Annotated in this window: 18 protein-coding genes; 3 read left to right on the forward strand and 15 right to left on the reverse strand. The window is 62.5% G+C overall.

Annotation, left to right across the window (positions count from 1 at the left end):
- Nucleotides 1-14: 14 nt before the first annotated feature.
- The 8 genes from PHF15_RS06180 to PHF15_RS06215 form a co-directional block, all read right to left on the reverse strand.
- Nucleotides 15-1,460, reverse strand: coding sequence for a Tad domain-containing protein (locus tag PHF15_RS06180; RefSeq protein ID WP_300119810.1), 1,446 nt, complete (start codon nt 1,458-1,460; stop codon nt 15-17).
- 29 nt (nt 1,461-1,489) lie between these two features.
- Nucleotides 1,490-1,789 carry a hypothetical protein gene (locus tag PHF15_RS06185; protein ID WP_300119812.1) on the reverse strand — a complete coding sequence of 100 codons (300 nt, stop codon included), beginning with the start codon at nt 1,787-1,789 and terminating at the stop codon, nt 1,490-1,492.
- Between the two features lie 11 nt (nt 1,790-1,800).
- Entirely contained in the window at nt 1,801-3,354 is a 1,554-nt protein-coding gene (locus PHF15_RS06190; protein ID WP_300119814.1) for a type II and III secretion system protein family protein, read from the reverse strand.
- 10 nt (nt 3,355-3,364) lie between these two features.
- Nucleotides 3,365-4,210 (reverse strand): Flp pilus assembly protein CpaB, encoded by an 846-nt coding sequence (gene cpaB / locus PHF15_RS06195; RefSeq protein ID WP_300119816.1) that lies wholly within the window; start codon nt 4,208-4,210, stop codon nt 3,365-3,367.
- A 1-nt stretch (nt 4,211) separates the two neighbouring features.
- Nucleotides 4,212-5,540 carry a helix-turn-helix domain-containing protein gene (locus tag PHF15_RS06200; protein ID WP_300119817.1) on the reverse strand — a complete coding sequence of 443 codons (1,329 nt, stop codon included), beginning with the start codon at nt 5,538-5,540 and terminating at the stop codon, nt 4,212-4,214.
- A gap of 11 nt (nt 5,541-5,551) precedes the next feature.
- Nucleotides 5,552-6,157, reverse strand: coding sequence for a prepilin peptidase (locus tag PHF15_RS06205; RefSeq protein ID WP_300119818.1), 606 nt, complete (start codon nt 6,155-6,157; stop codon nt 5,552-5,554).
- Nucleotides 6,158-6,231: 74 nt separating this feature from the next.
- On the reverse strand, nt 6,232-6,390 hold the full coding sequence (locus PHF15_RS06210) for a Flp family type IVb pilin (RefSeq protein WP_300119819.1): 159 nt from the start codon (nt 6,388-6,390) through the stop codon (nt 6,232-6,234).
- Between the two features lie 125 nt (nt 6,391-6,515).
- On the reverse strand, nt 6,516-6,707 hold the full coding sequence (locus PHF15_RS06215; protein WP_300119821.1) for a Flp family type IVb pilin: 192 nt from the start codon (nt 6,705-6,707) through the stop codon (nt 6,516-6,518).
- Nucleotides 6,708-7,011: 304 nt separating this feature from the next.
- On the opposite strand from PHF15_RS06215, the gene PHF15_RS06220 reads away from it, so the two are divergent.
- Complete coding sequence (locus PHF15_RS06220; RefSeq protein WP_300119963.1) at nt 7,012-7,464, forward strand: DNA-deoxyinosine glycosylase; 453 nt, start codon at nt 7,012-7,014, stop codon at nt 7,462-7,464.
- A 4-nt stretch (nt 7,465-7,468) separates the two neighbouring features.
- On the opposite strand, the gene PHF15_RS06225 is transcribed toward PHF15_RS06220, so the two are convergent.
- The 6 genes from PHF15_RS06225 to PHF15_RS06250 are packed head-to-tail and all read right to left on the reverse strand — an operon-like array spanning nt 7,469 to nt 14,850.
- Entirely contained in the window at nt 7,469-10,603 is a 3,135-nt protein-coding gene (locus PHF15_RS06225; RefSeq protein ID WP_300119823.1) for an efflux RND transporter permease subunit, read from the reverse strand.
- Nucleotides 10,604-10,605: 2 nt separating this feature from the next.
- The gene (locus tag PHF15_RS06230; RefSeq protein ID WP_300119824.1) at nt 10,606-12,165 is read right to left on the reverse strand and encodes an efflux RND transporter periplasmic adaptor subunit; all 1,560 of its coding nucleotides are present in this window, start codon (nt 12,163-12,165) and stop codon (nt 10,606-10,608) included.
- Complete coding sequence (locus tag PHF15_RS06235; protein WP_300119825.1) at nt 12,162-13,433, reverse strand: TolC family protein; 1,272 nt, start codon at nt 13,431-13,433, stop codon at nt 12,162-12,164. Before PHF15_RS06235 ends, PHF15_RS06230 begins: the two co-directional genes overlap by 4 nt.
- 7 nt (nt 13,434-13,440) lie before the next feature.
- Nucleotides 13,441-14,091, reverse strand: a complete 651-nt coding sequence (locus PHF15_RS06240) for a thioredoxin domain-containing protein (protein ID WP_300119827.1) — start codon at nt 14,089-14,091, stop codon at nt 13,441-13,443.
- Nucleotides 14,088-14,519, reverse strand: coding sequence for a disulfide bond formation protein B (locus tag PHF15_RS06245; protein ID WP_300119828.1), 432 nt, complete (start codon nt 14,517-14,519; stop codon nt 14,088-14,090). The genes PHF15_RS06240 and PHF15_RS06245 overlap by 4 nt, the downstream gene beginning before the upstream one ends.
- Nucleotides 14,503-14,850 carry a copper-binding protein gene (locus tag PHF15_RS06250; protein WP_300119829.1) on the reverse strand — a complete coding sequence of 116 codons (348 nt, stop codon included), beginning with the start codon at nt 14,848-14,850 and terminating at the stop codon, nt 14,503-14,505. Before PHF15_RS06250 ends, PHF15_RS06245 begins: the two co-directional genes overlap by 17 nt.
- A 135-nt stretch (nt 14,851-14,985) precedes the next feature.
- On the opposite strand from PHF15_RS06250, the gene PHF15_RS06255 reads away from it, so the two are divergent.
- Entirely contained in the window at nt 14,986-15,672 is a 687-nt protein-coding gene (locus PHF15_RS06255) for a heavy metal response regulator transcription factor (RefSeq protein WP_300119830.1), read from the forward strand.
- The gene (locus PHF15_RS06260; protein WP_300119831.1) at nt 15,669-17,063 is read left to right on the forward strand and encodes a heavy metal sensor histidine kinase; all 1,395 of its coding nucleotides are present in this window, start codon (nt 15,669-15,671) and stop codon (nt 17,061-17,063) included. The genes PHF15_RS06255 and PHF15_RS06260 overlap by 4 nt, the downstream gene beginning before the upstream one ends.
- 111 nt (nt 17,064-17,174) lie before the next feature.
- On the opposite strand, the gene PHF15_RS06265 is transcribed toward PHF15_RS06260, so the two are convergent.
- On the reverse strand, nt 17,175-17,345 hold the full coding sequence (locus PHF15_RS06265) for a hypothetical protein (protein WP_300119832.1): 171 nt from the start codon (nt 17,343-17,345) through the stop codon (nt 17,175-17,177).
- Nucleotides 17,346-17,389 lie beyond the last annotated feature (44 nt).

Here is a 17,389-nt window from a genome sequence, read left to right on the forward strand (position 1 = left end):
TTGAGGACGGGTGTTCACTTGTACAACCTGATTTCGGTGGTCAGCGAGGATAGAGTTGTGATTCCGCCGAATTCGAGATATAGCTCTTTGTCGCCGGAGACATTGGCTCGCGTTTGCATGAGAAAGCGCCCGACCGCTTTTTTGGCCGCTGGACGGCAATTTCCACCGGCTGCAGAACATTGCACAATCAGAACATTCAATACCCGCCGCTCCGCCGTCTTGTAAGGCGCGCCTTGGCCGGTGGGCGGTGTGACGTTTTGGGTATAAGGTGTTCCTGTCGCGGGGTAGGGGGGTGTCACGGCTGTTCGCTCGCGGAGCTCGCTGGGAGGCAAGGGGTTTGGGGGGGTGGGTTCAGGGAGGACGGGGGCTCGCGCGGGGATAGGCGCGCCCTCAGGCCTGTTGAACGCCCATGCCACGCCATGATTATCGACAGTCAGGATGTCGGGATTAGTCGTGGTGTGCACGGTGGTGGCTGTCTGCTTCAGGGGTGGCGGACTCATCCAGTCCGCTACGACTGCTGTCGTATCCTTAGGCTCTGGTTTCCACCTGAAACCCCTGACGTTCACATCCGGCGGAGCTGTGGTCGGCTCGCACTGGGATGCCGAGGGATAATCACCAAAACGCGAATCAAGCGCGCCCAGCAGAGGACCGGTGCTGATCCCGGTATTGGTATAGACCGTGTTCGCAGTGGCCACTGACAATAACGTCTCGCCCCGGCATACATAGGGGCGGAACTCGTTGGCACTGGTGACGCTGCAGGGGGGCGTGGTGGCAAGCGGGTCGATCCAATACAGCGTCCCAGGACCAATTGGATTCGTCTCCGACGCCTTGTACGCCTTTCCGAGCTCATAGCCGCACATACCACCGGGGGTTACGTCAGGGCACTTCCTGTAATCGATCGCGCACATGGCCAGCGGTGTGACAGCCACCCGGTAAAACCCCGCCACTGCAAACCCGTAGGCGCCGGTCCAAGTGTTGCCAAATAAGCGTGCGAAAAAAGTGGTGAGGGTTCCGAGATCGCTGCTTTTATCTCGCTTTGTATCGACTTTGAGAAAAGTCTTGTCTGCGGCCTGCGTATCAGACGCAATGGTGCTTGCCTGTCGCCATTCACATCCTGGCCTATCCTCGGGGCAATTGTTGACGAAGATCATGGCATCCGTGATCACAATGCCACTACTTCCCTTGAACGAGAACTTTGTGTCATTCTGCAACCCAATCGCCTTAACCGTGGCAATGGCCTGTGTGACACCACTTAGCTTTTGATTGAGGTCCTTGGCGCCCGCCAAAGCGGCCGCATCGGCCGCGTTTTGCAGCTCGGTGCGCACCACGTAGGTGCGCCCCAGGTCGAACACCAGGGCCATGAAGCCAAATAGCACCAGCAGCGAAAGCGCAAATGCGATGGCCATTGCGCCCCGCTGGCGCTGGGTAAGCGTCGCTTTCAAGCGTGTGACTGCATTCATGGTTTTGCTCCTGCTGCTGTGCCTGGCGCTCAGTCGCCTGTCAGCGCGCCGCCAATGTTGATGATCTCAAATGTCTTGGGTGGCGACTTGAAGGATTCGTGGTAGCGGTCCTGCGCGGCGGCGCCGGCCTGGCCGTCGATGCCGAGCACCGGGTCGCGGTTGGCTGACGCATTCGGGTTGAGCGTCTGGGCGGCGCGTGCCTGGCGCACCGCGTTGCCAAAGTTGGCATCGAGCACCGGGGTGGTGCTGGCGCAGGCCGTCAGCAGCGCCGCACACGCGGCGGCAGTCAATGCACCGCCAAAGCGGGTGGGGAAAAGTGTGTGTGTCATGATGAAACTCCTTACTTGACTTCCATGCCACCGGTGGCATTGATCGGGGCCGCATTGGCCGGGGCGCTGCGCTTGTCGGCCGGAATGTCTTCATGGCCCGAGCCTTCTAGCTTGTTGCCTAAAAAGAACTCGCTACGGTTGGGCGGCGTAAAGCTGTCGGTCGGCAGGCTGTAGTTGGGGTCCAGCGGCTTGATCAGGCGCGGCGTGATGACAAACATCAACTCGCTGCGGTCGCCCTGGAATTCGCTGCTGCGAAACAGCGCGCCCAGCACCGGCACTTCACCCAGGCCGGGCACCCGGTCCACCGCCTGCTTTACGTTGTTTTTGATCAGGCCGGCAATGGCCAAGCTTTGCCCATCCATCAACTGCACCGAGGTTTGCGCACGCCGGGTGGTGAAGCTCGGCAAAATCGCCGTGACACCCCCGATGGTGGTGAAGGGGGAACCGGTCTGCGACAGCTCCGACACCTCGGGCGCCACCTTCAGGTGAATGCGCCCGCCCTCCAGCACGGTGGGCGTGAACTTGACGCCCACGCCATATTCTTTTTCTTCCAGCGTGATGGTGGTGCCACCTGCATCGTTGGTGCGCCCCACCGGGATGAATATCTTGCCTCCCGCCAGGAAGCTGGCCTCTTGCCCGCTGATGGCGACCAGGTTGGGCTCGGCCAGGATTTTGATCAGGCCATCGTTCTTCTCAAGATCAACTGAGAGACCGTTCGTGCCGTTCTTGATGGCACTGAACAGACCGGCACCGCCACTCAACAGATTGGAGCCAATGCCATACACCCAGCTGCCGTTGGTTTGTGTGGCGTTGAATTGGGCGCCCATCTTGTCCATCAACGTCTTGGACACCTCGGCCACCTTCACCTCCAGCATGACCTGCTGGGCTTCGGCAATCTGCAACAGGTTCACCACCTTGGCACTGGCCGCGCCTGCGCCACCGCTGGTGCTGCTCACCTGGAGCTTGGTGCCGGGTGCCACCTTGGCGTCGCCGGCGACGATGGGAAGATCAATACTCTTGTTCACGTCTCGCACGAAGGCGTTGGCAATGTCTTCGGCCGCCTTGGCCTTGACGGCGCTGGAGACCGTGCCGGTCAGAATGACCGAATCCGCCGCAGGGCGCACCCTGATGCCCTTTTCGCCAGGCAGCAGCTCATGAATCTTGGCCTCCATGCGCGCCACGTCGATGTTCACGTTGACATCGATCGCCGTGGGGCCGGCGCCCTTGCGCCAGATGATCAGGTTGGTCGAACCGTAGGTCTTGCCCAGCAGGTAGAGTTCGGTCGAACTGATCAGGGTGACGTCGGCCACGGTCGGGTTGCCGACCGAAATGCGCGTGATGGCCGAGGGCAGCCGCATCATGGTGGACTTGCCGATGGTCAGGTTCAGCGCCGGCCCGACCGTGGACAGATCGGTGTTGACCTCAGCTGCCACCGGGGTGGCTTTGGTCGCGGTGGTGCCCTTGATCACGGCGGGCGCTTGCGCCAGCGCAGTGGTTGCGGCCAGCGCGGCAGCCATGGCCACACAGAGGGAAGCCGACAGGGGGGTGTGCAAAAGGTTTTTCATGGTCTTTTCCTTAAAATTCTGCGGTTGCTTTTTGCAGGCCACGGATCACTTCCACGCGGTCTTTGGGTTCTTCGGCCGGTTTTGTGGCCACGGGCTTGGGCGGGGACCGCCGTACCACCTTTTTGACCGGAGCCGACGCGGCGGCAGCCACCGGAGCCGGTGGCTCGGCGGAAAACAGGTTTTGCTGGCGCACGCCGTCAGTGGCGGCATCCTGGGTGTCAACCTGGTTGCGCAGAATCAGCGACAGCGTGCCGATGTTGCGTGCCAGGTCGATTTTTTCGGCCTGCTCTGGCGTGACCTCCAGCGTCACGGCATTGACCACTTTGGGTTTGGTTTCGTCGGGCCGCTGCGCCTCTTGCGCAATGGCGAGCACCATGATGCGCTCCAGCACCACCCGTGACATCGGTTTTTCGCGTTCATCCCTGAAGTTGACCAGCAGATCGACAAAGCTGCCAGGCGCCAGGAAACCGGCCACGCCCACCACCTCGTTGACCTTGACAGTGATGGCGCGGTGCCCTGCCTTGATCACCGAGTCGAGCCCGGCCTTGGTGCCCTCGGGGGCCAGCTTGGGCGCCAGCACCGGTTCGCCCTTGAAGATACTGCTGCGCACCACGCGGCCCTCCACTTTCTTGGGGTCGTCAAAGGCGCCCTCTGGCACCGCACCCTTGGGCCACTGCACCGACTGCAACATGGTGGGCGAGATGGCCTGGCCAAGTTCCAAGTCGCGTGAGGCGACCAGCACCGTGGTGTTGTCGGTGGCGGCCTGCTGACCCATCCAGCGGGCGGCCAGCAACACCGCCGCGATGCCCAACAGCACCGACAGGGCCAGCATGATGATTGCACGTTTGCTCTTCATTTCATTCTCCTTGATTAACGGTCGGGCTGGTTTTGACCTGTGCCAACGGGTCGTTACCACCAAAATAATTGGCCCACGCCCAGTCCAGCAATTCGGGTGTCATGCGCGGGGGCTCTTCCAGGTAACGCGCGAGGTCGGCAATCTTGCTGATCACATCGAACGGCAGGCTCGGCAGATAGGGCATGAGGTTGCGCATGTGCAGCGTGTTGACCAGGTAGTCGATGCCGGCCGCATCGGGCGGCACGCCGCTGCGCGCGCAGGCTTGCGCCACCACGGCGCGGTAACTTTGCGCGTTCATGGGGAGCAAGTGAATCTTGTAACCCAGGCGCCGGGCAAAGGCCGGATCCACCAGCTCTTCGGGTGCCAGGTTGGACGAAAACACCACGCGCACGTCAAACGGTACGCTGAACTTGGTGCCGGTATTGAGCGCCAGGTAATCCACACGGCGGTCCAGCGGCACGATCCAGCGGTTCATCAACTCATGCGGGCTAACCCGCTGGCGGCCAAAATCGTCCACCACGAAGATGCCGTTGTTGGCCTTCATTTGTGGTGGCGCAATGTGCAGGCGGGTGTGCGGGTCGTAGGCCAGGTCGAGCATTTCCAGGGTGAGCTCGCCACCGGCAATCACCACGGGCCGCTCGACAAGCACCCAGCGGCCGTCGAGTGGCGCCGCGCGTGCCAAGCCGTGCGCGGGCGTGATGGCCACGGGTGCCAGTTGATGCACCACCGGGTCATAGACCTGAATCACCTCGCCGTCCACATACACGGCATGCGGCACCAGAATGTGGCCCTCCAGCGTCTTGACCAGGTGCTCGGCCAGATAGGTCTTGCCGCTGCCGCTGGCGCCGTAAAGGTAAATGGTCTTGCCCGAATTGAGCGCACTGCCCAGCGTGGGCAGCATGGCCGGGTCGATCACCAGGTCGCCCATCGCCTGCTGCAGGCGCGCGGCGCGCACGGGCGCCAGATGCTGGCTTTGTTCGCCCACCCGGGCCACGTAATCGGGCAGGGTGACCGGCGCCGGGCCGACGTAATTGCATTTTTCATAGGCCAGCCGGGCCTGGCGCTGGCCGGCGTCGGTCAGGGCATAGCTGACATCGCCTTCGAGCGCGCCGCGGCGCGGCACTTCGAGCAGACCGAGCTTGCGCATGTTCGTCAGCAAGTCATCGACAGCCGGCACGGGCATGCCCAACTGTTGCGCAATCTGCACCAGCTTGAGCTCACCCAGCCGCGCAAAGTGGCGCAGCGCCAGGTCGGTCAAAAAGGCAGCGGGCAAGCTGGCCGCCTCCGCCTCCGCCTGCGAGGGCAATGGGGTGTGTAACAGATCATCCATGATGCTTGCTTTCAGAAATTGACCAGCGGGGCATGGCCGCTGAAAATCCACGCGCCGTAGGCCAGCAGGCCGCCAGCCATGGCAAGCGCGTAAGGCATGCGGTCAGCGGACTGGGTGGCAGGGTCAAAGCTGGCCGCCGTGCCGGGCACCAACTGACTGAGCGCAGTCACCACATTGAACAGAACCAGTTGCGTTTTGCGCACCCAGACCATGCGCACCATGGCCAGCACGCCGCCCGTGACCAAAATGAATAGCGCCACATCGATGGCCGTGGCCGGGCCGACAAAGCTGCCAATGCCGGCCATCAGCTTGACATCGCCGGCGCCCATGGCGCGCAGGAGATAAAACGGTAAGAAGACGGCCAGCCCGGTGAGCGCCCCCAGCAATGCGCCTTGGGCCCCCAGCGCACTGGGGTAGGATGTCAGCAGCCCGGTGCCACGAAGCCAGATTTGCGGGCCGATGAGGTTGATGAAAAGGCCAGCGCCCAGCGCCAGCAAAACGAGCGCATTGGGAATGCGCCGCTGCCGCAGGTCGAACACCACGGCGGCGAGCACCAGCAGCACCAGAGCGGTAAGGCCTATGGCCTGCCATGCTTCTGGAACGATATTGAACTGCATTTGGTGCCCTTCTACTTTCTTATGTTTGGTACTAACCGGACGAACCGGAATCATTCAAAAATCAATTCAAGGACTCAGTGCCCCTTCACAGCAGCAATCACCTTGGCAGTCCAGTTGGACCAGCTCTGTGCATTCGCTTCCCCGGTAGCACCGACCCCCACGATGATGGCGACGGCGATCAAGGTGGCGAGCAGGGCGTATTCAATGGAGGTGACACCGCGTTGGTATTTCATGGCAGGAAGTTCGTAGAAAATGGCGTCGATTGCAAGCTGTCATGAAAACAACAGAGTGATCCGCCACCCCGTAACGGCAGGTGCTGGCACTTGGCTTCATCACCGTAACGGGGTAGCGAGTCGAATTACGCGCATACAGCTGCGGACCATATTTTTTTTGCAATGTCGCAAAATAGTGAATTCAAGTTCGTGCCCAGTTGGGTCGCACCAACAATGAGGGCTACAGCAACCAGCGAAGCAAGTAGCCCATATTCAATCGCCGTCACGCCCCCCTCGTCACGCATGAAGCGGCGGGTGGCAAGTACAAATTTTTCCATGATGACACTCCTGTTAAGTTGAACATTGGCCACTCACCATGAGCGGTCAAACACTTTGAGAGTCCGCTGCACCCTTGTAGAAATTTCCCATCAGGAATTGCACTCCTTCGAACTCGCAGGGCTATTTTTGGCATCCTGAGAAAATCAGAATTGATAATTCGCATGGGTTTCTACAATTCGTTACATGGAATCGACTGTTCACGATCAAAAGGCCCTGTTTTGCAGGAAAAAAGCATCAGCGCCCGTTGTGAACGCGCCCACACGCCTGCAAGGTTTGCCAGCTTTGGTGAATGGCCATACCCGGATGTTGGTGCTGGGCAGCTTTCCCAGTGCCACGTCGCTGGTGCGCCGGCAGTATTACGCCCATCCGCAAAATTCCTTCTGGCGGCTCCTGCAAGCGCTTTGGCCTGCCAGCCCGCTGCCCGGTGCCGACAGTTACGCCCAGCGATGTGACTGGCTGCTGGACAAGGGATTGGGCCTGTGGGATGTGTATGCGTCTTGCGAGCGCCAAGGCAGCCTGGACAGTGCCATCCGCCAGCCGCAGGACAACGACCTGGCTGGTTTGCTGCGCCGCTGTCCCGAACTGCGGCTGATTGCGCACAACGGCGGCGAGAGTTTTCGGCATGCGCGCTTGACCCGCACGCTGGGCCTGCCGGTGCATCGCCTGCCCTCCACCAGTCCGGCCAATGCCAGTTGGTCTTTCGAGCGCAAACTGGTGGCTTGGCGCGAGGCGGTGGGGCTGGCCGGTCTACTGTGACTGGCTACCCCTCCTTTCCCCTCGTCAGCCGCCACTGCTTGACCAGCGCATAAATCGCCGGAATCACCGCCAGTGTCAGCACGGTGGATGAAATCATGCCGCCGACCATCGGCGCCGCGATGCGGCTCATCACTTCGGAGCCCGTGCCGGTGCCCCACATGATGGGCAGCAGGCCGGCCATGATGGCCACCACGGTCATCATCTTGGGGCGCACACGTTCAACCGCGCCCTCCATCACCGCCGCGTACAGATCAGCCACGCCTGGCTCGCGGCCGTCTGAGCGGCACTTCAGCTTGATGGCCTCCCACGCATGGTCCAGGTAAATCAGCATGATCACGCCGGTCTCGGCCGCCACACCGGCCAGCGCAATGAAGCCAACCGCCACCGCCACTGACAAGTTGTAACCAAGCCACCACATCAGCCACACGCCACCCACCAGGGCAAACGGCACTGAGAGCATGACGATCAGTGTTTCGGTGATGCGCCGGAAGTTCAGGTACAGCAGCAAAAAGATGCTCAGCAGCGTGACCGGGATGACGACTTTCATCTTTTCGATGGCGCGCTCCATGTACTCGAACTGGCCGCTCCAGGTGACGTAATAGCCGCTCGGGAAAGTCACTTGTGTGGCGACTGCTTTTTTCGCGTCGGCCACATAGCGGCCAATGTCGCGGTCGCGAATATCGACATAAATGTAGGCTGACAGCAGCGCGTTTTCGGTGCGGATGCCGGGCGCGCCCTTGGCCACCACGACCTTGGCGATTTGGCCCAGCGGGATCATCGCGCCCTCCATGGTGGGCACCAGCACGTCGCGGGCAATTTGCTGCGGGGCACCCCGGAGCTCGCGCGGATAACGCACGGTCACGCCGAAGCGCTCACGGCCCTCCACGGTGGTGGTGACCATTTCGCCACCCAGGGCGCTGCCCACCACGTCGAGCAGGTCGCCCACCGCCAGCCCGTAGCGCGCCAGTTGCTCCCGGTCGGGTTCGATGTTGAGGTAAAAGCCGCCGGTGATGCGTTCGGCAAAGGCGCTGCTGGTGCCGGGAACGGCTTTGACCACGGCCTCGATCTGCTTGGCCAGCTTCTCCATCTCATCGAGGTTATTGCCGAACACCTTGATGCCAATCGGCGTGCGGATGCCGGTGGACAGCATGTCGATGCGCGCCTTGATCGGCATGGTCCAACTATTGGCCACGCCGGGAAACTGCAGCGCCTTGTCCATCTCGGCAATCAGCGCGTCGATGGTCAGGCCGGCGCGCCACTCGGATTCGGGCTTGAGGTTGATCACGGTCTCGAACATCTCGGTCGGGGCCGGGTCGGTGGCGGTGTTGGCGCGCCCGGCCTTGCCCCAGACGGACGACACTTCGGGAAAGCTCTTGATGATCTTGTTTTGCGTTTGCAACAGCTCGGCGGCCTTGGTGATCGACATGCCGGGCAGCGACGCGGGCATGTAGAGCAGTGAGCCTTCGTTGAGTGTGGGCATGAATTCGGAGCCCAATCTGGAGGCTGGGTAATACGACGCGCCCAGTGCCAGCAGTGCCAGCAGGATCGTCACCTTTTTCCAGCGCATCACTGCCGCGATGATGGGCCGATAGACCCAGATCAGAAAGCGGTTCACCGGGTTCTTCGACTCCGGCATGATCTTGCCGCGGATGAACAGCAGCATCAGCACCGGCACCAGCGTGACCGACAGGATGGCGGCGCTCGCCATGGAAAAGGTCTTGGTGTAGGCCAGCGGTGAGAACAGCCGACCCTCTTGCCCCTCCAGCGCGAACACCGGCAGGAACGACACGGTGATGATCAACAGCGAGAAAAACAGCGCCGGACCGACTTCTTTGCATGCTGCCAGCATGGCATCGAAACGCTGTTGTGTGCCGTGCTCCTCAGGCAGGCGCTCCAGGTGCTTGTGGGCGTTCTCGATCATCACGATCGCCGCGTCGATCATGGCACCGATGGCAATGGCGATGCCGCCCAGGCTCATCAGGTTGGAGCTCATGCCCAGCAGGCGCATGGCAATGAAAGCCATCAGAATCCCGACCGGCAGCATCAGGATGGCCACCAAGGCGCTGCGCACATGCATCAGAAAGATGATGCACACGGCAGCCACGATCAGCGACTCTTCCAGCAGCGTGCGTTTCAGGGTGTCAATGGCGCGGTTGATGAGTTCGGAGCGGTCATACACCGTTTGCACGCTCACGCCTGCGGGCAAGCCGGGGCCGATTTCGGCGATCTTGTCCTTGATATTGGCAATGACCTCCAGCGCGTTCTGGCCGTAGCGCGACATCACGATGCCCGAGACCACTTCGCCTTCGCCATTGAGTTCGGTGATGCCGCGGCGCTCGTCGGGCGTCAGCTCCACGCGGGCAATGTCGCGGATCAGCACCGGCGTGCCCTTGTCGGCCTTGACCACCAGCAGCTCGATGTCGGACTTGCCGCGCAAATAGCCTTTGCCGCGCACCATGTACTCGGTCTCGGCCATTTCCACCGCGCGCCCGCCGACGTCGCGGTTGGAGTCGCGGATCACCTGCGCCACCTTCATCAGCGGGATGTTGTAGGCGCGCAGCTTGACCGGGTCCACCGTCACCTGGTAGGTTTGCACAAAGCCACCCACCGAAGCCACCTCGGCCACGCCGTGCGCCTTGGTCAACTGGTAGCGCACATACCAGTCCTGAATGCTGCGCAGCTCGGCGAGGGTTTTGTCCTTGGCCAGCAGCGCGTATTGATAGACCCAGCCCACGCCCGTGGCGTCCGGCCCGATCTGCGGCGTGATGCCCTTGGGCATGCGCCCAGCGGCAAAGTTCAAATACTCCAGCACGCGTGAGCGCGCCCAGTAGATGTCGGTGCCGTCTTCAAAGATGATGTAAACGAAGGAGGCGCCAAAAAACGAAAAGCCGCGCACCACCTTGGATTTGGGCACCGACAGCATGGCAGTCGTCAGCGGGTAGGTGACCTGGTCTTCCACCACCTGCGGCGCCTGGCCGGGGTAGTCGGTATAGACGATGACCTGCACGTCAGACAAATCGGGCAGCGCGTCGATGGGCGTGCGCAGCACGGCAAAGATGCCGCCCACGACGATGAACAGCGTGGCCAGCAGCACCAGAAAGCGGTTGCGGCCCGACCAGTCGATGATGTTGGCGAGCATGGTTACTTCTTGACGCTGGTGATGACCCATTCGCCGGGCTGGCGCTCGACAAACTCGAAGTCCACCTTGGCGCCCGGCTTGAGCGCTTGCAGCAAGGCCGGATTGGCGGCCTTGAACTCCATCGTCATGGCCGGCCATTTGAGGCTGGCGACCGGACCGTGGCTTATGCTGATGGTGCCTTCTTTCAGGTCAACGCTGTCCACGGTACCGCTGGCCTGGTGACCCACGGAGTTGGTCGCAACCACTGGCGCGTCAGCTTGCGGTGCTGGCGCAAAGCTGCCCAGCGCGGCTTTAAGGTTGCTCTCGGCATCAATCAAGAAGTTGGCGGCCACCACCACGGGTTCGCCGTCAGCCACGCCGTCGAGCACTTCAATATAAGTGTCGCTGCGCGCGCCCAAGCGGACCTCGCGCGGCTCAAAGCGGCCTGCCGCTTTTTCGACCAGCACCACCTGGCGCGTGCCGCTGTCGATCACCGCCGACACCGGCACGGTAACCACCTGGCCCTTGGACGCGACCGGCAATTCCACCTGGGCGAACATGCCGGGCTTGAGCAGTCCGCCGGGGTTGGCCAGCTCCACGCGCACCGGCACGGTCCGGGTGGCCGGGTTGAGCGTGGGATAGACATAAGTGACCCGGCCGCTGAAGGCTTTGTCGGGGTAGGCGTTGATGCTCACCGTGGCTTTGGCCCCGTTCTTGACGAGTCCGATGTCCTGCTCGAAGACATCGGCAAGTACCCATACCGCCGACAAATCCGCAATCTGGTACAGCGCCTCGCCCGGCATGAAGCGCATGCCTTGCAGCGCCTTCTTGTCCATCACGATGCCGCTCACGGGCGAGCGGAAGGTGAGCGTGCGGGTGGTGGTACCGGTTTCGGTCAGTGCCTTGATCTGTGCCTCGGAAATATCCCAGTTGCGCAGCCGCGCCAAGCTGGCCGCGGCGAGCTGCTGCATGCCCGCCTGCGCCTGGCCACCCGCGTCTTTCAGACTACCCACGCCCTGCACGGCAATCGCGTATTCGCGCTGTGCCGACACCAGCTCGGGGCTGTAAACCTCGAACAGGGCCTGGCCCTTGCCGACGGCCTGGCCGGTCACGTTGACGTGCAGCCGCTCCACATAGCCTTCGAACTTGGGCGAGATGGCATACACGCGGCGCTCGTCAGGCTCGATGCGGCCCGAGGCGCGCACCAGTTTGTCGAGACTGCGCAGTTGTGCCGCCTCGGTGCGCACGCCGAGCTTTTGCACCTTGTCGGTGCTGATCTTCACCTGGTTGGCCGGGGCGTCTTCTTCATCGGCACCGCCGGCATAGACCGGGATGTAGTCCATGCCCATCGGATCTTTCTTGGGCGTGGGCGAGGTGTCGGGCAAGCCCATCGGGTTGCGGTAGTAGAGGAGTTTCTTCCCGGGCTTGGCGGCTGCATCGCCTGTGCCTGACGGGGCTGCCGCAGGCACGCCAGACGAGCCCGGCGCACTGACGCCATGGCCACGCGTGCCGGCGTAATAACCGCCTGAGCCGGCCAGTGCAACCAGCACCGCGCCAATCATCCAGCCTGTGCCGGTTTTCATAACGAATCTCCTGTGAGTTTTTCAATCTCGGCCAGCCTCATCTGGGCGTCCAACTGGGCCTTGAGTTGGCTCTGTTTGGCCTGGCGCACCTGGCGCTGGGCGTCGAGCAGGGTGGCAAAGTCGAGCTTGCCGTTTTCGTAAGCGGCCAGCGCGGCCTGAAAGCTCAGCTCGGCTTGCGGCAGCAGACTGGATTTGGCGAGCTGTTCGGTGCGCTGCGCCGCTTCGATGCCTGCGAGGTTTTCCGACAGATCGGCCAACACCTGATTGGCGACCGCCTCGTGGCGCGCTTGCGCCGCCTCCAGCATGGCCAGCGCCTCACGCTCCTGGGCGCGCCGTGAATCCTGTTGCAGCGGAATGTTGACCTCCAGCATCAGGCTCCACTCGGTAATGCGGCTCTGCATTTGTGTCGGCGTGATCGACAGCGTGAAGTCGGGGTAGCGGTTTTTCAGGCTCAGCTCGCGCCCAAGCTCGGCCGACTTGATGCGTGCGGCTTCAGAGAAAAGCTGCGGGTTGCGCTGGTGCACCCGTGTCATCAGCGCATCGGTCTGCAAGCTGGCCGCGACCGGCACCAGCGGCAGGGTTTCAGGCGTGGCCAGGGGCGCGTTGGACGGCCGCGCCAGCAAGGCATTGAGCCGCGCGTCGGCCTGGCGCAACTCGCCATCGAGCGCCACCAACTCGGTTTGCATGGCGGTTTGTTCCAGTTGCGCCCGGATGGCTTCCTGCTGCACGGACAAACCACCCGCGTAGCGAACCTGCGCCACGTTGGCGAGCTGGTTCGTCAAGTCCAGCAGCTCTTGCGTGAGTTTCCTGGTGCGATGAAGAAAGTAGCGCTGCGCGTGTGTGGTCCTGACTCTGGCGGCCAGTTCTGCCCAGCTGCCTTGCGCCTTGCCCTCAACGGCCTGCGCCTCTTGCGCGGCAATGTCGCGTTTCAAATCGCGCTTGCCCCACCACGGCAGGTCTTGCATGAAGGTGTATTTGGTGCTGCCCGTGTCGCTGGGCCACAGCGTCGGAGACTGTGCGCCGCCTTGGGTGATGTCCATCCACTCGATGCGGAACCTGGGGTCCATCAAGGCGCCCGCCATCACCACGCGTTCACGGGCGGCCTGGGCCTCGTGGCGCATGCTGGCGTAGTCCGGATTACGCGTCTTGGCCAGCGCCAGCAGGCTCGCAACCGTGGCACCGGGCAGGGCTTCTTGCGCCCCTGCGGGCGCAGCGGCTCCCAAGACCAGCAGCGCTGCGAGCGCCGTGGTCGATAAGTGGTGGTTCATGATTGGCCTATTTGGCGTTGGCCAGCGCTTCGTCCACCAGCGCCCTCAACTGCTCAAAGCCGAAGCTGGGCAGCGGTTTGCCGTTGACGAAGTATTCTGGCGTCATGGTCACGTTCATGATCTTGGCGTCGGCCAGATCACGCGCCACCATGGCGGCCACCTCGGGCGCATTGGCGTCGTTTTGCAGGCGCGCCATGTCCAGTTGCAGTGGCTCCAGCACCGGCCCGATCAGTTCGACGTGCGAGCTGTGGTTGATCACCCAGGCGTCTTGTGCGGCAAATAACGCTTGCAACGCGGGTTCGAACTTGTCCTGCTTGCGCGCGGCTTCCAGCACTTTCACCACCGACTCCGAGCCTGGGTGAAACGGTGCGTAGCGCAGGCTCAGGCGAATCTTGTCCGGGTGCGCCGTCATCATGGCCTTGACCAGCGGATAAAACTCGCGGCAGGTGCCGCAGGCCGGGTCAAAAAATTCGACGATGTGCACCGGGGCATTGGGGTTGCCAAAGCTGGGGGCGTCGGCGCGCACCAAGGCGGCCATGTTCTGTTTGGCCAATTGCGCCGCTGCTTCAGCTTGCTGTTGCTTGTAAAAATAGGCGCCACCGGCAAACGCCAGCACCAGCAAGGCCGCCACCGCGATAAAGAGATTTTTTTGTTTCATTTGGAAGAACTCCGATAGGCTGCCAGCAGCAAGCCGTTGAGGATTAAAAAGGCCAGCAAGGAGAGCAGGGGAATCGTCAGGAATCCGAACCATTCGACTTGAATCGTTTTGCAGGGGATGCCCTGACGGCACGGCTCCAAAGCTTCAGGAATGATGCCCATGGTGAGCAGCACATGAAAACCGGCCACCAGCAACCCGATGGCCGCCAAAGGCATCGCATAGCGCAGCATCTTGGGGTCGAACGGAAACAGGCCGAGCGCCAGAATCAATACCAGCGGAAACATGAAGATGCGCTGCCACCAGCACAGCACGCAAGGCGCAAAGCCCATGACTTCGCTCATGAACAGGGCGCCCAGCGTGGCCAGGGCGGCGACGAGCCAGGCGCCAAAGACCAGCGTCCAGGGCGAGGTTTTACTTGACCGACTCATAACGCAGCACGGTCATGCCGCCGTCCTTGGGGTCGGTGGCAAAGCGGATCTTTTGACCCGCCTTGAGTTGGTCGAGCCAGGCGGTGTCCTTGACCTTGTAGGCCATGGTCATGGGCGGCATGCCGTTGGGCAGTGCGCCGTGCGCCAGCGTGACCGTGCCTTTGGTTTTGTCCACTTTCTTGACCAGGCCGTCGCCCATGTCCGCATTGGCGGCAACGGTGGCGGGCTTGGCCATGGGCATGGCATGCATGCTGTGGTCGATCTGGGCCATGGCGGGGGCAGCCAGTGCCAGGGTGAAGGCGATCAAGGCGCGGGGCGACAACATTCTCATCGGGCTGATCCTTAAGTGAATGGGGGAGAGTGAGGCCCGGAGTGTGCCCGAGCGGACTCGACAAAAAGCTGACCGCCAGATGACATTTTTGTTATCTGAGCGCGCAAGGCGGCCGGGCAGTGCAGAATCGCGGCCATGAGAATTCTTGTGGTTGAAGACGAACCCAAAACGGGCGACTACCTGAAGCAGGGCATGACCGAGGCCGGTTTTGTGGCGGACCTGGCGCGCAACGGCAGCGACGGCCTGCATCTGGCGCTGACGGAGGCCTACGACCTGGCCATTCTGGACGTCATGCTGCCCGGACTGGACGGCTGGGGCATCCTGGCGGGCATCCGGCGCGCGGGCAAAGACATGCCGGTGCTGTTCCTGAGCGCGCGCGATCAGGTGGAGGACCGCGTCAAGGGGCTGGAGCTGGGCGCCGACGACTATCTGGTCAAACCCTTTGCCTTTTCCGAACTGCTGGCGCGCGTGCGCACCCTGTTGCGCCGTGGCGCCAAGGCCAGCGCGGCCGAGTTCCTGCGCGCGGCCGACCTCGAGCTGGACCTGATGCGTCGCCGCGTGATTCGTGCCGGCCAGCGCATCGACCTCACGGCCAAGGAATTCGCCCTGCTGGAGTTGCTGCTGCGGCGCCAGGGCGAGGTGCTGCCGCGCTCGCTGATCGCCTCGCAGGTGTGGGACATGAACTTTGACAGTGACACCAACGTGATCGAGGTCGCCATGCGCCGCTTGCGCGCCAAGGTCGATGACGCTTTCGAGCCTAAACTGATTCGCACCGTGCGCGGCATGGGCTACGTGTTGGAAGACTCAAATTGCGCACCTTGAACCGGATTTCTCTCACGCAGCGTCTCACGCTGATGTTCGTGCTGGCCGCATCTGCCGTGCTGCTGATACTGGGTTGGGTCATTGCCCGCGCGGTGGAGCAGCACTTCGAGGACCTCGACCTGGAAGTGCTGTCGGGCAAGATGGAGCTGACCCGGCAAGCGCTGCAACGGGTGAGCTCGCACGACGGCCTGACCGAATTCACCCACCAGCTGGCCTATTCCCTGGTCGGGCACCACGGCATGGAGGTGATGGTGATCGACGCTGACGAAGCAGTCATCTTTGCCACCGGCCATGCCGGCTTCGATCCCGCGCTGGTCATGCAGCAAGCCGCCAACGCGCCCGAGCGGCCGGCGCTGTGGCAGCTGGACGGGCAAACCTACCGCGGCCTGGCCGCGCGCCTGCCCACGGCGGTGCTGGATGCAACGGGTCAGCCGCTGCGCGTCTTCGTGGCGGTGGCCACCGATATCGTCCACCATCAGGCCTTCATGCAGTCATTTTTGCAAACCCTGTGGCTGTTCGTGGCCGGCGCGGCACTGCTCACCGGTGTGCTGGGCTGGGTGGCCGTGCGCCGCGGGCTGGCGCCGCTGCGCGCCATGCGGGCGCAGGCCCAGGCTGTGACGGCACAGCAGCTGGACCAGCGCCTGCCGGTGCAGACCATCCCGCGCGAACTGGCCGAGCTGGCGCAGTCGCTCAACGACATGCTGGCGCGCCTGCAGGACGCGTTTCAACGGCTCACTGACTTTTCATCCGACATCGCGCATGAGCTGCGCACCCCGGTGAGCAACCTGCTGACGCAAACGCAGGTCACGCTGACGCGCGCGCGCAGCGCCGACGATTACCGCCGAATTCTTGAATCCAACGCCGAAGAATTCGAGCGCATGGCCCGCATGATCTCCGACATGTTGCTGCTGGCGAAATCGGATAACGGCCTGGAGGAGCCGCAGCGTGAACGGCTGCGCATGGCCGATGAAGTGCGCGCCCTGTTCGACTATTTTGATGCGGTCGCGGAGGAAAAAAATGTGGCGCTGAGCCTGACAGGCGATTGCGAACTTAGCGCCGACCGGCTGATGCTGCGCCGTGCACTGGCCAATCTGCTGTCGAATGCGCTGCGCCATGCCGACCCGGGCAGCGTGGTGTCGGTCAGTCTGCAAACTTTCGATGAGAACGTGCAGGTCAGCGTGTCCGACCATGGCGAGCGAATAGCACCCGAGCATCTGGAGCGCGTCTTCGACCGCTTTTTCCGGGTCGATCCGGCGCGTCAGCGAAGCTCGGAGGGCACTGGCCTGGGGTTGGCCATCACCCAGTCGATCGTGCAGGCGCATGGCGGCACGATCCGGGCGACTTCAGCGGCCGGCGTGACCACCTTCACGATGTTCTTGCCGCGTACTTAGTCAGTTGGGGTCAGAGCACGTCGCTTCGCGAGTGGTCTGACCCGCAAAGTGCGCAAAGAGTTGGGGTCAGAGCACGTCGCTTCGCGAGTGGCATGACCCGCAAAGTGCCCATCAGCGTAGCGCCTGGTGATAGGCTTTGAGCACCAGCGAGGTCAGGCGCAGCGGGGCATGGCGCAGCGGCGACGGCAGCCATCGGGGCGCGTTCAGGGAAAAGCGGGTGGCCCAGCGGGTTACCGGGCGCAGCCATTGCGTGGACTGGACAAAACGTTGCTGCTGGCGCATGGCTGAAGACCCTTGTTGGCGTGAAAAGATGGTGCATTGTTGTT

Source organism: Rhodoferax sp., from assembly GCF_028689295.1.
Classification (GTDB): domain Bacteria; phylum Pseudomonadota; class Gammaproteobacteria; order Burkholderiales; family Burkholderiaceae_C; genus Rhodoferax.